The following is a 20467-nucleotide window of genomic DNA, read 5'->3' as shown; positions in this document are numbered from 1 at the left end:
AGTTCTTCTTATTTTTTGCTGAATATACTACCAATATAAACTTGAGACAAGCTACATCTGTTCAAGGGAAAATAGAAAGGTAGGCAAAATATGAGCATTGAAATATGGATTACTATTATTGTATTCTTCTTAACGATGATTGTTATCTTTTGGCGGCCTCGAGGTTTGAATGAGGCGTGGCCAGCAGCAATCGGTGCTGGCATTATCCTAATTACTGGACTTGTGTCAAAACCAGACGTCATAGATATTGTTAGTAAAATAGGAGGGGCCTCCATAACAATATTAGCAACTATTGTTATGGCAGTTATATTAGAAAGCTTCGGCTTCTTCCATTGGTCCGCAGCGAAACTGGCAAATCTAGCGAAAGGTTCTGGACGCCGTCTATACTGGTATATTCAATTATTATGTTTTCTTATGACTCTTTTATTTAATAACGACGGTAGTATTTTAATTACAACTCCCATTTTAATTCTTCTTCTAAAAAACCTTCAATTAAAACCACATCAACAAATTCCTTATTTATTAAGCGGAGCTTTAATCGCTACCGCATCTAGTGCACCAATTGGTGTAAGTAATATCGTAAACTTAATTGCATTAAATATCGTTAATATGACTCTTTATATGCATACTGCTATGATGTTTGTACCTGCAACATTAGGCTTATTATTTATGTCATGGCTCATGTATACAGTTTTGAAGAAAAAACTTCCGAAAAAATTACCTGTTTCTTCATATGATATTGAAGAAATTTTCTTCACGAAAAACTTCCATCCACTAAAAGGAAATAATTCTGTTGATACGAAACAAAAACGGACAAGATTCATGTTAAAAGTATTAGGTTTCGTCTTCCTGATGCGCTGTCTTCTATTCGTTGCATCCTTCTTATCCATCCCAATTGAAATCGTTGCAGTACTTGGTTCACTCGTTCTTCTCATTTGGAGATGGTACTACTTACGAACAAATCCTGTCGACATTTTGAAAAAGACACCGTGGCACATTTTAATTTTCGCCTTCTCTATGTACGTCATTATTTACGGACTCCACAACGCAGGATTAACAGCTGCACTTGTACAATGGCTCGAGCCAATTGTGAATCAGCATCTACTCTATGCTAGCTTTGCAATGGGCGGACTTGTATCCATCCTCTCTAACGTCTTCAATAACCATCCTGCCCTTATGATTGGTACAATCACATTAACAGAAATGGGACTAGATCCAGTCACATTAAAAACAATCTATCTTGCAAACATCATTGGTAGTGACATCGGTTCACTATTACTACCAATTGGTACACTAGCTTCACTCATTTGGATGTATATTCTGAAACAAAACAAAATTAAAGTAAAATGGAAAGACTATTTAAGTGTATCCCTTATCGTTATCCCGCTCACAACAGTCGTCACACTATTCCTCTTATTCTACTGGGTACATCTCTTCTTTGCCTTATAAACAACAGAAGCCCCATTTGCTACCGTCTTAGCAAATGGGGCTTCTTCTATAATAAAGTTAGGTACTACAGTGTGATCAATCAAGTAAAGAGGTGTAACATATTATTGATATAAATGACTACCAGCTTCTTTAAATTCTTCTGCTTTCTCTTTCATTCCTTTTTCAATTGCTTCTGTCGTTTCTAAATCATTTTCTTTTGCATACTCACGAATATCATGCGAAATTCTCATACTACAAAACTTCGGTCCACACATTGAACAGAAGTGAGCTGTCTTTGCCCCTTCTGCAGGCAACGTTTCATCATGATATTCCATCGCACGTTCAGGATCTAAAGATAAATTAAATTGATCGCGCCAACGGAATTCGAAGCGTGCTTTTGAAAGTGCATCATCACGCTGATGAGCCGTTTTATGTCCTTTCGCAAGATCAGCCGCATGCGCTGCAATTTTATACGTAATAACACCCGTGCGTACATCATCTTTGTTTGGCAAACCTAAATGTTCTTTCGGCGTTACATAACAAAGCATCGCTGTTCCAAACCAGCCAATCATAGCAGCTCCAATTGCAGATGTAATATGGTCATAACCTGGTGCAATATCTGTCGTTAGCGGCCCAAGTGTGTAAAACGGCGCGCCCTGACAAATATCAAGCTCTTTCTCCATATTCTCTTTAATTAAGTGCATCGGTACGTGTCCAGGTCCTTCAATCATAACTTGCACATCATGTTTCCAAGCAATTTTGGTTAATTCGCCAAGTGTTTCAAGCTCAGAAAACTGTGCTTCGTCATTTGCATCTGCAATAGACCCTGGACGTAATCCATCTCCAAGAGAGAACGAAACATCGTACTGCTTCATAATTTCACAAATCTCTTCAAAGTGAGTATATAGGAAGTTTTCTTTATGATGGAATAGACACCACTGCGCCATAATCGAACCACCGCGCGAAACGATACCTGTCGTACGCTTTGCCGTGATTGGAATGTAACGAAGCAATACACCAGCGTGAATTGTAAAGTAATCAACGCCTTGCTCCGCCTGCTCAATTAACGTATCACGATATACTTCCCACGTTAAATCTTCTGCAATTCCGTTTACTTTTTCCAGTGCTTGATAAATCGGTACAGTTCCAACTGGTACAGGCGCGTTACGAATAATCCACTCACGCGTCGTATGAATATTTTTACCTGTAGATAAATCCATAATCGTATCTGCACCCCAGCGAGTAGCCCACGTCATCTTCTCTACTTCTTCTGCAATCGAAGAAGATACAGCTGAGTTTCCGATATTCGCGTTTACCTTCACATGGAAGTTACGCCCGATGATCATCGGTTCAGCTTCTGGATGATTAATATTCGCTGGTAAAATAGCGCGGCCTTCTGCGATTTCCTTACGAACAAACTCCGGCTCTACCCCTTCACGAATCGCAACATATTCCATCTCAGAAGTAATAATGCCATTACGTGCATAGTGCATTTGCGTAACGTTTGCACCTTGCTTTGCTCTAAGTGGCTGGCGATCCATTTGCGGGAAAACAGGTGTATGTTTCGAAGCCACTTTCACACCGTCATCCTCTGGTTTCACTTCACGCCCTTCGTATGCTTCTACATCACCACGCCCCATAATCCAAGAATGGCGCGGCGTTGGAATCCCCTTTTCTAACTCCACTTTATACTCAGGATCCGTATAAGGGCCGCTCGTATCATACACACGAATTGGCGGATTTGGAACGCCATTTGTTTCGCTTTGTTCAATCTCACGCATCGGTACTTTCATGCCTTCTCGTGGTCCATCCACATATACTTTCTTACTCCCTGGTAAACTCGATTTCAATTCAATTTGCTCAGCTGAAACAGATTGTTTCATAAATTTTATTGCCCCCCTGTTCGTGACAAGGACGAGATATGGCCAGCGCATGCCAAAATAAAAAGAGCCAGGTCCATAAAAAAATAAGGACCTGGCTCATAAAGACATCATTATGTAAAGCCGTTAACTTCCCTACGCTGGTACGAGCCAGATCAGGTCCAAAGGGTTAAGAAGTTCACGCGCTTCTCTCTCAGCCTACGCATACGTTAGGCACCCCTAGTTTATCACTGATTTAATTTTCAATACTTTCCCATCATACACCATAATCTGAAAAATTCAAAGTTTATTTCTTTTGCTCTCTACGGAATCATCCACGTTAAATAATACGCCTGCACATACGTCATAATACCAACAATAATTACGAAGAATAAGCTATGCTTCACTGTAAAACGGAACAAATCCGATTCTTTTCCAGCAAGACCAACCGCTGCACAAGCGATCGCAATCGACTGCGGGGAAATCATTTTACCTGTTACACCGCCTGTTGTATTTGCTGCAACGAGAAGCACTTCAGATACGCCGACTTGCTGCGCTGTAATGGCTTGTAAATTTGAGAACAGTGCATTCGCAGACGTATCAGACCCTGTTAGGAATACGCCAATCCAGCCTAAGAATGGTGAGAAGAACGGGAATAGGCCGCCAGTTCCGGCTAATGCTAACGCTAACGTGGAAGATAGACCAGAATAGTTTGCGATAAATGCAAACCCTAGTACGAATCCGATAGATAGAATTGGCATTTTTAATTCGCTTAACGTTTCTTTAAATGTCACTACTGCATCTTTTACATTCATTTTCAAAATAAACATGGAAATGATACACGCAATTAAAATCGCTGTTCCGGTTGCCGATAATACATCAAACTTCAAAATTGCCTCGTAAGGCGTTGGTTTATTTACAATTGGCTCTGCTTTCATTACTAGATTATGCAGACCTGGAATTTCAAACTTAAATACAAGACTTTCTAAAGCCCCTCCTGGAGTGAATAATGCCTTAAAGAAACTTTGGCTCCAAATGACTACCATAACCGTTAATACGATAAATGGGGACCATGCCTTCACTACTTTTCCAAACGTTAATTTCGGCATCGATGCCGCTGTCGTTGTTGCTGCTACTTCACTATTTGCTTGCCCAGATTGATATATTTCTTTCGGCTGCCAAACTTTTAAGAACAGCGCTAAACTAATTAAACTTACAAGTGCCGATGTAATATCCGGAAGTTCTGGTCCTAAAAATGTCGCTGTAATGAACTGCGTAATCGCAAATGAACTACCCGCTACAAATAACGCAGGCCACGTTTGTCGTATCCCCTTAAATCCATCCATTAAAAATACGATAAAGAATGGCACAAATAATGATAGGAACGGTAATTGATGCCCAGCCATTTGTCCAATTTTATGTGGATCAATACCTGTTACTTGTCCAGCAACTGTAATCGGAATTCCCATCGCTCCGAACGCCACTGGTGCAGTATTTGCAATCAAACAAAGACCTGCTGCGTATAAAGGATTTAACCCAAGACCCGCAAGAAGCGCTGCTGTAATCGCTACTGGTGCCCCAAATCCTGCCGCTCCTTCTAAAAATGCTCCAAATGAAAATCCAATTAAAATAACGAGTAGACGATGATCGTTCGTAATCGATAATACCGATGCACGAATCACATCGAATTGACCTGTTTTTACAGAAATTTTATATAAAAATACCGACATAATGATAATCCAAGCAATTGGCCATAACCCGTACAAAAAACCATACCCGGTTGCTGCCATTGCCATCTTGAACGGCATTTTATAAGCGAATAACGCTACTAAAACTGTAAGTACAACTGTAATAAATCCTGCTACATACCCCTTCATGCGGAAAACTGCTAAAGCTAAGAAAAAAAAGATAATCGGAATAAGTGCGACCGCTGCCGAAATCCAAATGTTTCCAAACGGATCATAAACTTGTGTCCATGTGTTCATTGTTCTCTCCCCCTAAAGAATCCCCTTTTAAATAGAATAACCTTATCAATAAACTATCAGGTCATCATACCTTTAAGTCTAAAATAAAAAAACGTTTAAGAAAACGTTTTCAACAACTTTCATTTATACTGTACCATAACAATTTCCATTAAAAAAGATTTTTTTGAAAATTTTATCATTTGACGAAAAAATCTTACAAAATCGTCATGTTCCTGTAATGTTCATCGATAGAAAGCTTGCAAAATTTATTGCATAATAATAGTATAACAACGGACATTATTTATGAGGTGATATATATGAATGGAAACAAAATATTAGCTGCTTTATCGTACTTTAGTGTACTATTTGCCCCTATCTTATTCCCAATTATCGTTTGGATTGTGGGGGACGCTGAAACAAAGCCACATGCAAAACGTGCTCTATGGACACACATCATTCCAAGTATTGCTACATTTATCGGCGTAGCCATTTTAGGAATTATGGGCATGGGATCTGACCAAGCAGATGTAACACTTGGAATTGGATCAATGATTGTCTTAGCTATTTGCGGAATCATCAGCTTATACTACTTCATCTGGAACATTGTAAAAGGAATTAAAGTACTGAAAGCTTAATTTTAAACAAATGTTTGTTTAAAAAGGGCCCCTTGCAAATTGCAAGGGGCCTTTTTCAAATTCGTTCACTTTATCTTCTGCGTTTCTTCTTTTTTCTCATCATTTTCTTTCGGCGCGTATTCACTTTATCCGCTATAATGTGGAGCGTACTTGCCACAACAATTCCCATTAAGAACGTTACAATTTCAACCTCATGTTTCTTCGCAATTTCTATTAAATTACCATCCAGTGCGATTACATTTAATAGAAATAAAAATGGAGAAAAGACGATTAACATGTACGCAATACGAATCACATCACCAAGTATAATCGTATGCGTAAAGAAAGATCGATGCGGCATTACTTTCTTATAAGGATACCAAAATATACGTAAGAAACCCCATTTGTTATAAGCATTACTGTACGTATCTAAATCTGGTGTTAAAAATGAAGTACCTACTAAAAAACCAATTGCAAAAGTTAATAAAAAATCAAAATTTGTTAATCCATACGAAAAGAGCAAAAACAAAACAACCGGAAGGGATATTAAGTTTATTTTCGTATGCGTTCTTCCTGATGGCATAATGCACTTCCTCGCTTACGTTCGTCCTGTCACCTTATGACAGGTTTCACCTATTGACCTAATTTCTGATCGATAAATGTTGTGTCTATATCCGAACCAAACCATTCTGCCAACTTCACTCGTGCCTTATCTTTCACATCTTCATTGACGTATAACGACACCTGTATTAGTGCGGCCGTTAACGCCCCTAAATCATCCGTATAGCCAATTCCAGCAATGAAATCTGGAATCGCATCAATCGGTGCAATAAAATAAGCAAGTGCTCCAATTACAATAATTTTCACTCGTTTTGGAACATCGGGTCTTTGCAAAACGTAAAACAGTAATAAACTTGCATAAATGACCGACTGCCCTGCTTGCTTTGCAACATGTTTTACTTTCTTCCAAAACGCTTCAACCGAAAATTTTTGTTTCATGTAAAAAGCCTCCCTATTTTTAAAAAGAAATAAGCTACAATATGTTATCAGTAAAAGTTCATGGAAATTACACAAAACCTATCAATGAACTTTTATTGTAACAAACAAACCAAAAAAGAACAAGTGTTCGTTAATTTTTACACGATTTCCTTCATATAATAGATTTCTAGATAACCCTTACCCATCTTCGTTTCTTATTTCTCAACAAAGAAAATTTTCACTTCTACTTAACATTCTGCTCTACCTTTGTTATATTTTCTAGTTGACGGACATATAAACGAATGTTAAAGTTTTCTCTGGTAGTGACAAATCTTATACAAAAAATGTAAAATGTTATAGTGTTTCTCAGAAATGAATTTTGTTGTATAATACAGAAATGACGTTATGCTTATGAGCAACAAAAGAAACCAAAAGGGTATGCATAGTTATAGTCGTATATGGGTGAATATAGAACCTTTAATTATGGCCAAGAAAACTATGTATTTTTTATTTTAGCATTTTTCGCTCCAAAATCGACCAAGCCTGATAGAGAAAGGGTGGAAATGAATGAAAGAAACCTTGAAATCACAATTTCAAAATGTGCGTTTCACTGTATTCGTAGCTTTAGCCTTATGGCTGAAAACTTACCTTATTACACGCACAAGCTTTGACTTAAAACTTGAATCTTTCATGCAAGAATTCATTTTATTCCTTAGCCCATTAGCAGCATCATTACTGCTTGTTGGTCTTGCATTATTTGCAAAAGGGAAAAAACGTAACTATATAGCACTTGGAATTAATTTTGTCTTAACAATCGTTCTTGTTGGTAACGTAATGTTCTACGGATTCTACAATGACTTCGTTACATTACCGGTGCTAGGACAAACATCTAACTTCGGAAGTTTAGGTTCTAGTGTGAAAGAATTATTTAACTACAAAATTATCCTTGCATTTGCAGACATTATCGTTTTCTTCGTTCTATTAAAGAAAATGAAGAACTTTGCACCTACAGAGCGTGTAGCACGCCCGATGCGTTCTCTATACTTCGTATCAACAGTTGCTATTTTCTTCGCAAACTTAGGACTTGCAGAAGCTGAACGCCCAGAACTATTAACACGTTCATTCGACCGCGTTATGCTTGTTAAAAACTTAGGATTATATGTACACCAAGTATACGATCTTGGCTTACAAGCAAAATCAAGTTCACAAAAAGCGTTCGCTGACGGTAGTAAATTACAAGAAACAGAAAACTACGTAAAAACAACACAAAGTAAACCAGATCCAAATATGTTCGGTACTGCAAAAGGGAAAAACGTAATTGTTGTCTCTCTTGAGTCATTACAAACATTCTTAATTGGTGCAACAGTTAACGGACAAGAAGTTACACCATTCTTAAACCAATTTACGAAAGAAAGTTATTACTTTGATAACTTCTTCCATCAAACTGGTCAAGGTAAAACATCTGATGCTGAATTCCTAGTAGATACTTCGTTATATCCACTAGACCGCGGTGCTGTATTCTTCACACACGGTAACAATGAATATACAGCAACTCCAGAAATTTTACGTCAGCAAGGGTATCACACGTCGGTATTCCACGCAAACAACGCAACATTCTGGAACCGTAACATTATGTATCCAGCACTTGGTTATGATCGTTACTACAACGAACTTGACTACAAGATTACGCCAGAAACAAAATTAAACTGGGGATTAAAAGATATCGAGTACTTCGATCAATCTATTGATATGTTAAAACAAGTGAAGCAACCATTCTATACTCGCTTCCTTACTTTAACGAATCACTACCCATTCACTTACGATGACAGTACAAAATTAATCGACGAATACAATTCTGGTGATGGAGTATTTGACCGTTACATGGTAACTGCTCGTTACTTAGACGAAGCAATGAAACACTTTATTGAGCGTCTAAAAGCAGAAGGTATTTACGACAACTCAGTAATCGTATTCTACGGTGACCACTATGGTATTTCTGAAAACCATAACCGTGCAATGGCACAGTTCTTAGGAAAAGAAGAAATCACTGCATTTGACCATATGAACTTACAAAAAACACCGATGTTTATTCACGTTCCAGGTCAAAAAGAAGGTAAAACAATTTCGAAACCAACTGGTGAAATTGACATTAAACCAACTATTCTAAACTTACTTGGTGTAGATTCTACAAATGACGTTCGATTCGGTCATGATGTATTCTCACCTGATAATAAAGGATTCGTTGTTCTTCGTGACGGTAGCTTCGTTACAGATAAATACATGTACACAAACAGTACATTCTATGACCGTGCTACTGGCGAAGTTGTACAATTACCGAAAGAAGAATCTCAACCACTAATTGATCGCGCCCAAAATGAATTGAACATGTCTGATAAAATCATTGAAGGTGACTTACTTCGCTTCTCTGAAAGTAATAAGATCAAAACTGGTGAAGTAAAAACAGTTATTAAAGAAGAAAAGAAGAGTGCTGAGTAATCTCAGCCTCTTTTTTTATTTTCTTCCATACAACTACTTATATTCATTAACTTTAAAATTACATAACCTTTACCAAATATTCACATAGTGTTAATGAAGAATCTCTATAATAAAATATGTAAACGAGGTTCTACATATTTCTTATCTCTCATCTTTCGTAAGATCCCTTAAAGAAGTGTGTAAATCTTTTGTTTCTACTTTCTTATAATTGTCTTTCAACATGTTTTGTTTCCATACACAAAACATTCAACGAGACAATGTCCCTATGAAAGATAGCTACCCTCCTTGTGCAGCATTCCATAAGAATGTTGCTTTTTTTTATTTAAAAGCAGGATTCTCATTCTTATTTTCGAATTTGTATATACAAAATGCTGTAAAGTGAAACTTTAATCAGCCCTCACCAATTGGGCAGCTACGGGCAGTTATTCGCCCAATTCACTTCTTTGCTCCACCCGAATTTTTAAGTAGGAGTTTTACTGCCCGTTAATGCGGGGTAAACCATCCTTACTTCTCTATGATTTACAAATACATATACGGTCATATGTAGAGAATTGCTTACATAAAAATTACTATAGTGATTTTTATCTCGCATGAATGAAAGTTTCACGTTACTTACGTACTTACGAAAGGATGGGACGGAAATTGGCATACGAAAAATTTGTACTTTGGAATGATGAAGTTATTGATACAACAAAACAACAAACGTACATAGAACTTGAAGAGAGAGGTTTGCAGTTTGGAGATGGTGTCTACGAGGTTATTCGCCTATATAAAGGGAACTTTCACTTATTAGATCCGCACATAACGAGATTATATCGCTCCATGGAAGAAGTAGAATTATCGCTCCCTTTCTCAAAAGCTGAGCTCATCACTTTACTTTACAAATTAATTGAACGAAACCATTTCCACGAAGATGGCACAATTTATTTGCAAGTATCTCGCGGTGTACAAGCTCGCACACATGTATTTTCATATGACACCCCTCCGACAATTTATGCCTATATTACAAAAAAAGAAAGACCAGCCTTATGGATTAAATATGGTATACGCGCTATATCAGAACCCGATACTCGATGGCTACGCTGTGACATTAAATCATTAAATTTATTACCAAACGTACTAGCTGCTACGAAAGCTGAACGGAAAGGCTGTAAAGAGGCACTTCTCGTAAGGAATGGTATTGTAACGGAAGGAAGCCATTCCAACTTCTTTTTAATTAAAAATGGAACTCTTTACACACATCCAGCCAATCACCTTATTTTAAATGGCATTATTCGTCAATATGTCCTTTCTTTAGCGAATACTCTTCACATTCCTGTACAGGAAGAACTTTTCAGCGTTCGTGACGTTTATCAAGCAGATGAATGCTTTTTTACAGGCACAACAATTGAAATTTTACCAATGACCCACCTTGATGGAACCGCGATTCAAGATGGGCAAGTTGGACCTATCACCAAAAAACTGCAAAAATCTTTTAATAAAATCTTGTTACAATCCAATATGTCATCTTCTTAAACACGAATAATTTCTGTCCTTTTATATTCAATATATGCATTTAAATGGAAATCAAGGTGTAAATTTATGCCTTGATTTTTTCTTGTAATCTTTTTGTCATATTCAGATTCCCACATAAGCCTTGACAGTAATCGACATGCTCTTTAGAATTTTTAACAGTTGGTAAATATTTCTTCACTACATTACAGACAGAAAGGAATCGACAAATTATGAAAAAGTATCTTGCCGGTCTTGCGGCAGTGTCTGTAGCAGGAGGAGCAGCACCTACACTTGATAGTGTTCAAGCTGCACCTGAACAAAATACACAAAAAGCTGCTACAACTGTCCAAGCTTCTGCGTCAAACAACTCATCTTATACGGTAAACGCGAGCGTCTTACATGTTCGTGCGGGATCAAGCACTTCTCACGACATCATCTCACGTGTTTATAACGGTCAATCACTAAACGTGATTGGCGAAGAAAATGGTTGGTTCAAAATTAACATTAACGGAAAAACAGGCTTTGTTAGTGGCGAATTTGTATCAAAAAGTGGAGCAGCAAACAACAATGTAAGCACAGGTGGAAACAATAAAGTTACCGCTGATGTATTACGTGTACGTACAGCTCCTAACACTTCTAGTTCTGTTTCTGGACGTGTATATGCAGGACAAACATTAAACGTAATTGGACAAGAAAATGGTTGGGTGAAAATTAACCATAATGGACAAGTAGGTTATGTAAGTGGCGAATTCGTATCTGGCGTTTCTTCTAATGCGGGTTCTTCAAACAACAATACGAATAATAACAACCAAGAAGTAAAACCAGCAAGCGGAAATTATACAGTAAATGTATCTTCCCTTCGCGTTCGTACAGGTCCTAGCACTTCTCACACAACTGTAGGTTCTGTCAAAAAAGGACAAGTAGTACAAGTTGTTGGCGAAGTTCAAGATTGGTTCAAAATCAATTACGCAGGACAAACTGCTTATATAAGCAAAGACTACGTAACAAAAGGCGGTTCTAACGAAAACGTTACAGAAGGCAACAAACAAGAGCAAAACAATAATGGAACTATTCAAACTGGTGGTTCTTACGTAGTTAACGCTACATCTTTACGTGTTCGTACAGGCCCTGCCGCTTACCATAGTGTAATTGGTGGCGTTTTAAACGGTACAACATTAAACGTAGTTGGATCTGAAAACGGTTGGTTTAAAGTAAATTACCAAGGAAAAACAGGCTTTGTTAGTAGCGAATTTGTAAAATTCGTTAAAGGTGGCACTACTACTCCTGAGCAACCAAAACAACCTGAAAAACCTAACCAAGGTGCAATTGGTGACTACTACATTAATGCTTCTGCACTAAATGTACGTAGCGGCGAAGGTACAAATTATAGAATCATAGGCGCACTTCCACAAGGTCAGAAGGTTCAAGTAATCTCTGAAAACTCTGGATGGAGCAAAATTAACTACAACGGTCAAACTGGTTATATCGGAACACGTTACCTATCTAAAACACCAGTTGGAGGCGCAGTAGATAATAAGCCTAACAATAACCAAAATAACAATCAAAACAATAACAACAATAACAACAATAATAATACAGGTAATAATAGCGGCGACAGTTCTTCCGTACTTGCATACGCAAAATCAATGCAAGGTGTACCATACGTTTGGGGCGGAACTTCTGCTAACGGTGTTGACTGCAGTGGTTACATCTACCACGTATTTAAGAAATTTGGTCATAACATTAGCCGCCAAAGTGTTGCAGGATATTGGAGTAGCCTACCAAAAACTTCAAGTCCACAACCTGGTGACTTAATTTATTTCCAAAACACTTATAAATCTGGCCCTTCTCACATGGGTATTTACCTTGGGGGCGGATCATTTATCCAAGCTGGAGATAAAGGTGTAGCAATCGCTTCATTAAGTAACTCTTATTGGAAGAGCCACTTCTTAGGATACACGAAAGCACCTTAATTAATAGTTTCAAAGCCTTCTAGTTTACTAGAAGGCTTTTTTGCTATGAGTTCAACATATTACTCCCTTTCTCCTACCTTCTCTCTACAAAAATAATGTATCCATTCTTCCATTTCATACACTTTATTCTGCAAAAACAATCCATAACGTTATCATAATGTATATATTCCCATAAAAAACATAACCTATTTCATGTCTATTTATTTCATATGTGTTTTTTTGAAGAATTTTCTTTTTATTTAAACTTTTCATTAGACGTTTGACCTCCGATGTCCATTATGATAAGTTACTTAAGATGTTATATTCGTAAACGTATAGACAACTGGTTTATACACTGTTTTTACTATGAGGAAGGAGCATACACTGCATGAATCTTTTATGGGGAATTGGCGGCGTGATTGGAGTATTAGCAATTGCATTCTTACTATCTTCCAACCGCAAAGCTATTAATTGGCGCACAATTTTAATCGCGCTAGCATTACAAATGTCATTTTCATTTATCGTATTACGATGGGATGCTGGTAAAGCAGGTTTAAAACACGCTGCTGACGGTGTTCAAGGATTAATTAATTTTTCTTACGAGGGAATTAAGTTCGTTGCTGGGGATTTAGTCAACGCAAAAGGACCTTGGGGATTTGTATTCTTTATTCAAGCACTACTTCCAATCGTATTTATTAGTTCATTAGTAGCAATCTTATATCATTTTGGTATTATGCAGAAATTTGTTAGCGTCGTTGGTGGCGCATTAAGTAAACTTCTTGGAACTTCTAAAGCAGAAAGCTTAAACTCAGTAACGACTGTATTTTTAGGACAAACTGAAGCTCCAATTTTAATTAAACCTTACTTAGCACGTTTAACAAATAGTGAATTCTTCGCTATTATGGTAAGCGGTATGACAGCTGTTGCTGGATCTGTTCTCGTCGGTTATGCAGCAATGGGTATTCCGTTAGAGCACTTATTAGCGGCTGCAATAATGGCAGCTCCATCAAGTTTATTAATTGCGAAACTGATTATGCCTGAGACAGAAAAAGTAGATAATAACGTTGAACTTTCTACAGAACGTGAAGACGCAAACGTTATCGACGCAGCTGCACGCGGTGCATCTGAAGGTATGCAACTTGTTATTAACGTAGCAGCAATGTTAATGGCTTTCATCGCATTAATCGCTTTATTAAATGGATTATTAGGATTGATTGGTTCTCTGTTCGATATTAAACTTAGCCTTGATTTAATCTTCGGTTACTTATTATCACCATTTGCAATCTTAATCGGGGTTTCTCCTGGTGAAGCTGTACAAGCAGCAAGCTTTATTGGTCAAAAACTTGCAATCAACGAATTCGTTGCATACGCAAACTTAGGACCACACATGGCAGAGTTCTCTGACAAAACAAATCTAATTTTAACATTCGCAATCTGTGGATTCGCAAACTTCTCTTCTATCGCAATTCAATTAGGTGTAACAGGAACGCTAGCTCCTACTCGCCGTAAACAAATTGCACAATTAGGGATTAAAGCAGTTATCGCTGGTACATTAGCGAACTTCTTAAATGCAGCAGTTGCAGGTATGATGTTCCTATAAACTTATATAGAGTCTTCTCTTTCTACAAGAGGAGACTTTTTTCATGCAATCCAAATGTCTTTTGTGCATCTATTAATCACTTCATGCCAAATATAAGAACATTATGATACAATAATGTTTAAGTCTTTTTATTTTTCTAATGAAAATAGAGATACTACTTGTTGTTGCCCTTCAAAAGAATGTAACGACATGGTCAATTTCTTAATAATTGCGCATACTACAAGTATCTATTGATGAAATAGCTTTAAGGAGGAAAGTTTTGTGAAAGATAAGTTCTATAAAATCCTCTCTATGTGGATTTTACAAATTTTATTTTATTTTACTACTGTACATGTGACGAAATATGAGCATGCTCTTATTTTTACAATAATATACGTAATCGTAAATGTACTATTCTTATTTTTAGCTGACAAAACAGCATTTGTTTTCTTCATACTAGGAACCATTATTTCCGTATTTTATTTGTTCTATCAAGCATGGCTTCATTTATGGAGTACATCAGATCAATGGCAATATATGATTATCCACTTCCTGATGGCAGCTAACTTCTTCATTGTATATATAACAACTCACCTATTGAAAAAAGTGATTCATGAAAATAAAACTTTAACTGAGCGTGTGAGAACGTTAGAACAATATATTGGAGAATCAAAATTACTAACAAGACAAGAATTCGAGAGACGCCAAGCATTATTAACAACTGCAATGAATCGTCGTAATGAAACAGGCGTTATCATTTACTTTGATTTCACTCCCTTTAGTAAATATACGAAGGAAAGTGTTATGGACCGTGTAGCTTCCTTATTAGTTGAAACGGTAAGGAATGATTTTGACCTTGCTGCTGAATATGATAATAATACGCTAGTTATTTTATTACAAAACACAAATGAAGCTGGTGCTGACATTGTAATGAACCGCCTAAAGCCAAAAATGGAGCAATGGCTTGCTGCTGAAGCAATCCGAGATATAAAAATTTCACGCGAGCAAATTGGAAACAAAGGACAGACACTGTTATGATGACTCTCGTTATACTTCTTTTATTCCTTCTGTTTTGCGTACTCGTTTTTTGGATTAGTATCACATTTTCAATTAAATATGTACTTATTTTTACGGCCTTTCTATTCTCTGGCTTACTCGTTTACTACTCTTTCTTAACAATCGCGGGCTTAATTCACCGAAATAGTAAACGAAAAGATCGTACATTAGACCATTATCCAAGCGTCGATATTTTCATACCTGCCCATAATGAAGGCGTCGTTATTAAAGATACTTTAGAGGCGATGGCGCAGATTGAATATCCAGGAAAACTAACTATTTATTTATTAAATGATAACTCTCAAGATGAAACACCTGAAATTGGCGATGATTTCGACAAAGCTTATGCTCATATTCGCCATATTCGTGTTCCACCCGGTGAACCGAAGGGTAAATCACGTGTACTAAACTACGGCCTTAGTATTTCAGATGGTGAATACTTCTGTGTGTACGATGCAGATAACCAGCCTGAACCACACGCACTGCGAATGCTTGTAGAACACGCTGAAACAACTGAAGATGCTGTTGGAGCTGTTGGACATGTTCGTACAGTAAATGAAAAGCGCAACTGGCTGACGCGAATGATTTCACTGGAATTTCAAATCTTCCAGCTCCTTATGCAATCTGGACGCTGGTTACTATTCCAAACAGGCTCACTGACAGGAACAAATATGCTTCTTCGTCGCTCCGCACTAGAAGAGCTTGGTGGCTATGACCCTTATGCAATTGCAGAAGATGCTGAATTAACATTAAGAATTACACAAAAAGGTTATCTCTTACCAATCGTCCCAGAATCAGTTACTTGGGAACAAGAACCAGAGCATTTAAAAATTCTTATTAAACAACGTACACGTTGGCTCCAAGGGAATTTATACATTTTAGAAAAAATGTTCTCATCATTAAGTTTCTTTAAAGGAAAACTTCTCGTCCATTCCTTACAACAAGTTCTAGTGTATGTTGTATTTTGGCTATTCCTAATCATTTCGAACGTTTGGTTTGTAATTGGGCTACTCGGGATATTCCAAATTCAATATAGCATCCCGCTACTATTTATGTGGTATGTCGCATATATTACATATGTTTCTCAATTATTTAGTGCCCAGAGTGTCGAACGAACCTTTACACCGACTAATATTTTTATTAGCGTTATTATGTACTTTACGTACGCACAGCTCTTTACGTACTTATTTATTCGTAGCTTAATCTTATACTTACGTGCAAAGAGCAAGAAACAAGTCATTGGCTGGGATAAGACAGTTCGATTCAAAAAAGAGAAATAATAACAATAAGCACAGAGCGCCGTATGCTCTGTGCTTATTTATTGCCGTATAAATTATATATCAGACAATACCCCTTAGCTGAAAGTAATTTCACGTCCATCCCCCAACGAACGATCGACCTTCATTTATATACGAAAAAGTGATTGCTATTTTTGTAGAACCAATTGCTTCTCTTGCTGTTCTTTGCGCGTTTCAGTCTTAGGTTCCGTGCTTTCTTGGACACTACGATGTGCCACACGTTTCAAACAAATATGCTTCCACTTTCTTTCGTAACGTTTCATTATTCTAGATGTCCCCCTTGAATGCGCTTTAAAACTATTTGAAATCGCTTACAGGAAATAATATAGCACATATATATAAACGTGACAACACATTTCCGACAATTTTTTGTCAAAAATATGAATAGAATTCGCAAGGGATCGAATATTGTCGAAACCTATCGTTTTTTCTTCGTATAAAAGGCATACTACTTATATGGTAAAGTATTTTATTTCCCCTACCCGCATTTCAAATTCCTTCTATATAAAGTGAAACTTTCATTAGCCATCACCAATCAGGTTTTTACAAGCAGCTCGATTTATTTGCGTTTGCTGAATTTTGAGGTGGGGTTCTTACTGCTCAGCAAATAGAGGGATAAAAAAAGAGCTGATATGAAATCAGCTCTTTTCCTTCTATTATTAATGACGTTTCATACGCCCTTCTTTTTGTAACTCTTTAAATAATGCTGCCATCATAAAGAAAATAACGAAGACGAACGGGAATGCCGCAATGATAGCTGCCGTTTGTAAGGCTTCTAATCCGCCAATATATAATAGCGTAGAAGCTATCGCGGCTAGAACGATACCCCAAATCATTTTAATACGATTTGGTGGGTTTAAACTACCATGTGTCGTTAACATTCCTAAAACAAATGTTGCAGAGTCTGCCGATGTAATAAAGAATGTTGCAATAAGTAAAATACCTAAAACTGATAAAGCTGATCCAAAGCTGCCCATCTGATCGAACATAGCGAATAATCCTACTTCTGTTCCCATTTCTTTCACTTTGTCGAAGATATGTGCATCACCAAACAGCTCCATATGAATACCAGTACCGCCGAACACAGAGAACCAAAGTGCACCAATTACGGTCGGCACAAGTAACACACCGATAACAAACTCACGAATCGTACGACCTCGTGAAACACGAGCAATAAACGTACCTACGAACGGTGACCACGCAATCCACCATGCCCAATAGAAAATTGTCCATGACTGAATCCATTGATTCCCCCCTTCGTCTAATGGACTTAAACGGAAACTCATACTTGGCAATTCCTGAATATAAGAACCGATTGTTGAAGTGAAGTAATTCATAATAAAGTTTGTTGGACCTGCAAATAATACAATGATCATAAGTGCAAATGCAAAAATAATATTCGTATTACTTAAATATTTAATTCCTTTATCAAGACCTGTTTGCGCAGATAACATAAATAATACTGTTACGATTGCAATAATAACTAACTGAGTCGTTAATGAGTTCGGGATAGATGTTAAATAACTAACACCACCTGCAATTTGTTTCGCACCAAGACCTAATGACGTTGCAACACCAAACACAGTTGCGAAAACAGCTAACACATCAAATGAATGAGCAATACGCCCGTGTTCCCCGCCCTTAAATAACGGGCCTACTGTCGCACTAATCGTACTTGCTTTTCCTTTTCTAAAGGTAAAGTAAGCAATACATAACGCTACAAACGCATATAGTCCCCAAGGATGTAATCCCCAATGGAAAAACGAAAAACGCAGTGCAAGGCGCGCACTTTCCTCAGTTGCACTATCTCCAAACGGAGGTGCGTATAAATGGTTTAATGGTTCGGCAACGCCCCAGAAAACTAAGCCAATACCCATACCAGCACTAAATAACATAGCAAACCATGTCATATAACTATAATCAGGTTCATCATCATCTTTACCTAAACGAATAGAACCGTATTTCGAAACAATTAAAAAGATAGACACACCTAAAATAATAGACACGGAAATAATATAAAACCACCCGAACTTACTAACTAATGCAGTTTGAATTGCGGTTGTTACATTTCCTAAGCTACCTTTTCCAATAATAGATTCGGGAATAATCCCCCAAATTGTAAATGCAATACATAATGTTAATGAAACGATGAATGTTTTTGTCAGTTTCCTCATCAAATCCCCCTTCGTAGGTTTCGCTTTTGTAAATAACATAAATTCCGATATGTAAAATCGGATAGAAAACTATAATTTTGCGGTGATTTTCTTACTTTCACCTTCACCAATTCGAATTCTTATGGACAGCCTTACCTTTCGTATAACTTTTTCACTCTGCAAGAGCTACAAGTTAGAAATACTGCTGTCAAATTGTGTGAGAAAAACGCGGATAGGAATGTATTTTCCTAAAAAAGGATGTGTTACATATGTAAAAAAGGGAAAAGTTCTTCCTTGCAACCCTTTCGTTTTGTAACAATTATGCGGTTTTTTTGCTAGTATGTAGCACGTGTTTATAGCTTCACAAACAAAATGTTTATGTTTATATAACTATATTACCCATAAAACGGTAAAATACTCAAGGAATGTAATCATTTAGTAAACATCATGTAACATTCCTGTAATATTTTTATTTACGTCGAAAAAAACATGTTGTATTAAATATTTTGAATATAACTAGAAACCTATGAGTCATATAGAATGAAAAACGCTTTCCTATATTTTTTGTTATATTACAGGATGTTAACGACTTATTACGAATGGTTTGTAATTGTGTGTTTTCCCCAAATCCGAAAAAATCTGTTGCTATAATGAGGACACGAAAACAAACGCAATGGAGGCTATCATGAAAAAATTAATTGGTATAGCAACAGCAGCAGTTTTTGGTCTTGGGATTTTCACATCATCTGCTAATGCAGAAACTGTTGTAACAACAGACGTACTAAACGTACGCGAAAACCCTACTACTGAATCAAAAGTTGTCGGTAAATTACTAAACGGTAATAAAATAGATGTTCAAAATACAGAGAACGGATGGTCAAAAATTACTTTAGACGGTAAAGACGCATTCGTAAGTGCAGAGTTCACAAAAAGCATCTACTACGTAACAGCTAACGTATTAAACGTACGTGCTGAAGCGAACACAAACTCAGAGGTTCTTGGAAAGTTGAAGAAAGACGATGTAATCGAAACAACGAACCAAGTACAAAATGAGTGGTTACAATTTGAATATAACGGGAAAACAGCTTATGTTCATGTTCCTTTCTTAACAGGTACAGCACCTGTAATTGAGAAACAAGAAACAACTGCTCCTGCTAAAGCTGCAGCACCAGCTAAGGCTCAAGCACCTGTAGCACAAGCAAAACCAGCTGCTAAGCCTGCTGTGAAAGCTGCTGAAACTAGCACACCATCTGGTGGTCGTGAGTTAACAGTTGTAGCTACAGCATATACAGCTCACCCGAGCGAAAACGGTGGCACATATGGCGGCCGTGTATTAACTGCAATGGGTCATGATTTAACTGCGAATCCAAACATGAAAATGATCGCTGTTGACCCGAAAGTAATCCCATTAGGATCTAAAGTATGGGTAGAAGGTTACGGAGAAGCTATCGCTGGAGATACTGGTGGTGCAATTAAAGGTAACCGTATTGATATCTTACTTGGATCGGATAGCGCTGCTCAAAAATGGGGACGCAAAACTGTTAAAGTGAAAATTTTAAAATAACCAATGACTGCTAAATTACAAGCCGGTTCTCT

The 20467-nt window shown here is 37.2% G+C and carries 14 protein-coding genes and 1 riboswitch; of the genes, 9 read left to right on the top strand and 5 right to left on the bottom strand.

All coding sequences use genetic code 11. The features are described from left to right. Window positions 1-90: 90 nt before the first annotated feature. Window positions 91-1449, top strand: coding sequence for an arsenic transporter (locus tag ACTFRM_RS22755; protein ID WP_000021127.1), 1359 nt, complete (start codon window positions 91-93; stop codon window positions 1447-1449). A 101-nt stretch (window positions 1450-1550) separates the two neighbouring features. Here ACTFRM_RS22755 and thiC read toward each other — a convergent pair whose 3' ends face one another. Then, on the bottom strand, window positions 1551-3311 hold the full coding sequence (thiC, locus tag ACTFRM_RS22750; RefSeq protein ID WP_000814485.1) for a phosphomethylpyrimidine synthase ThiC: 1761 nt from the start codon (window positions 3309-3311) through the stop codon (window positions 1551-1553). A gap of 112 nt (window positions 3312-3423) precedes the next feature. Next, window positions 3424-3539, bottom strand: a riboswitch (TPP riboswitch). A 71-nt stretch (window positions 3540-3610) separates the two neighbouring features. Beyond that, on the bottom strand, window positions 3611-5272 hold the full coding sequence (lldP, locus tag ACTFRM_RS22745) for an L-lactate permease (RefSeq protein ID WP_173600707.1): 1662 nt from the start codon (window positions 5270-5272) through the stop codon (window positions 3611-3613). Window positions 5273-5568: 296 nt separating this feature from the next. On the opposite strand from lldP, the gene ACTFRM_RS22740 reads away from it, so the two are divergent. Further along, complete coding sequence (locus ACTFRM_RS22740; RefSeq protein ID WP_001014096.1) at window positions 5569-5886, top strand: DUF4870 domain-containing protein; 318 nt, start codon at window positions 5569-5571, stop codon at window positions 5884-5886. 70 nt (window positions 5887-5956) lie between these two features. On the opposite strand, the gene ACTFRM_RS22735 is transcribed toward ACTFRM_RS22740, so the two are convergent. Together ACTFRM_RS22735 and ACTFRM_RS22730 are read right to left on the bottom strand one after the other, a co-directional pair. Further along, window positions 5957-6448: a metal-binding protein gene (locus ACTFRM_RS22735; RefSeq protein WP_001139059.1), complete on the bottom strand. Its 492-nt coding sequence runs from the start codon at window positions 6446-6448 to the stop codon at window positions 5957-5959. 50 nt (window positions 6449-6498) lie between these two features. After that, complete coding sequence (locus tag ACTFRM_RS22730; RefSeq protein ID WP_000810369.1) at window positions 6499-6864, bottom strand: YkvA family protein; 366 nt, start codon at window positions 6862-6864, stop codon at window positions 6499-6501. A 546-nt stretch (window positions 6865-7410) separates the two neighbouring features. Between ACTFRM_RS22730 and ACTFRM_RS22725 the strand changes: the two genes are divergently transcribed. From ACTFRM_RS22725 to ACTFRM_RS22700, 6 genes are all read left to right on the top strand, one after another. Further along, entirely contained in the window at window positions 7411-9339 is a 1929-nt protein-coding gene (locus ACTFRM_RS22725) for an LTA synthase family protein (RefSeq protein WP_000665358.1), read from the top strand. A gap of 630 nt (window positions 9340-9969) precedes the next feature. Further along, window positions 9970-10854 (top strand): D-amino-acid transaminase, encoded by an 885-nt coding sequence (locus tag ACTFRM_RS22720; RefSeq protein WP_173600708.1) that lies wholly within the window; start codon window positions 9970-9972, stop codon window positions 10852-10854. A 209-nt stretch (window positions 10855-11063) separates the two neighbouring features. Then, window positions 11064-12806: a C40 family peptidase gene (locus tag ACTFRM_RS22715; RefSeq protein WP_173600709.1), complete on the top strand. Its 1743-nt coding sequence runs from the start codon at window positions 11064-11066 to the stop codon at window positions 12804-12806. Window positions 12807-13173: 367 nt separating this feature from the next. Next, window positions 13174-14385 carry a NupC/NupG family nucleoside CNT transporter gene (locus ACTFRM_RS22710; RefSeq protein ID WP_001051015.1) on the top strand — a complete coding sequence of 404 codons (1212 nt, stop codon included), beginning with the start codon at window positions 13174-13176 and terminating at the stop codon, window positions 14383-14385. Between the two features lie 261 nt (window positions 14386-14646). Continuing rightward, the gene (locus ACTFRM_RS22705) at window positions 14647-15402 is read left to right on the top strand and encodes a dGTP triphosphohydrolase (RefSeq protein ID WP_173600710.1); all 756 of its coding nucleotides are present in this window, start codon (window positions 14647-14649) and stop codon (window positions 15400-15402) included. Then, window positions 15399-16700, top strand: coding sequence for a glycosyltransferase family 2 protein (locus ACTFRM_RS22700; RefSeq protein ID WP_000988746.1), 1302 nt, complete (start codon window positions 15399-15401; stop codon window positions 16698-16700). Before ACTFRM_RS22705 ends, ACTFRM_RS22700 begins: the two co-directional genes overlap by 4 nt. A gap of 677 nt (window positions 16701-17377) precedes the next feature. Here ACTFRM_RS22700 and opuD read toward each other — a convergent pair. Further along, window positions 17378-18892 (bottom strand): glycine betaine transporter OpuD, encoded by a 1515-nt coding sequence (gene opuD / locus ACTFRM_RS22695; protein WP_001229103.1) that lies wholly within the window; start codon window positions 18890-18892, stop codon window positions 17378-17380. Window positions 18893-19556: 664 nt separating this feature from the next. On the opposite strand from opuD, the gene ACTFRM_RS22690 reads away from it, so the two are divergent. Then, window positions 19557-20435: a cell wall-binding protein EntA gene (locus ACTFRM_RS22690; RefSeq protein ID WP_000733328.1), complete on the top strand. Its 879-nt coding sequence runs from the start codon at window positions 19557-19559 to the stop codon at window positions 20433-20435. The last annotated feature ends 32 nt before the right edge of the window (window positions 20436-20467 follow it).

It is taken from the genome of Bacillus cereus group sp. MYBK227-1 (assembly GCF_051916325.1).
In the GTDB taxonomy this organism is placed as follows: Bacteria; Bacillota; Bacilli; order Bacillales; family Bacillaceae_G; genus Bacillus_A; species Bacillus_A cereus.
This window is presented reverse-complemented; position numbering and strand designations above follow the sequence as displayed.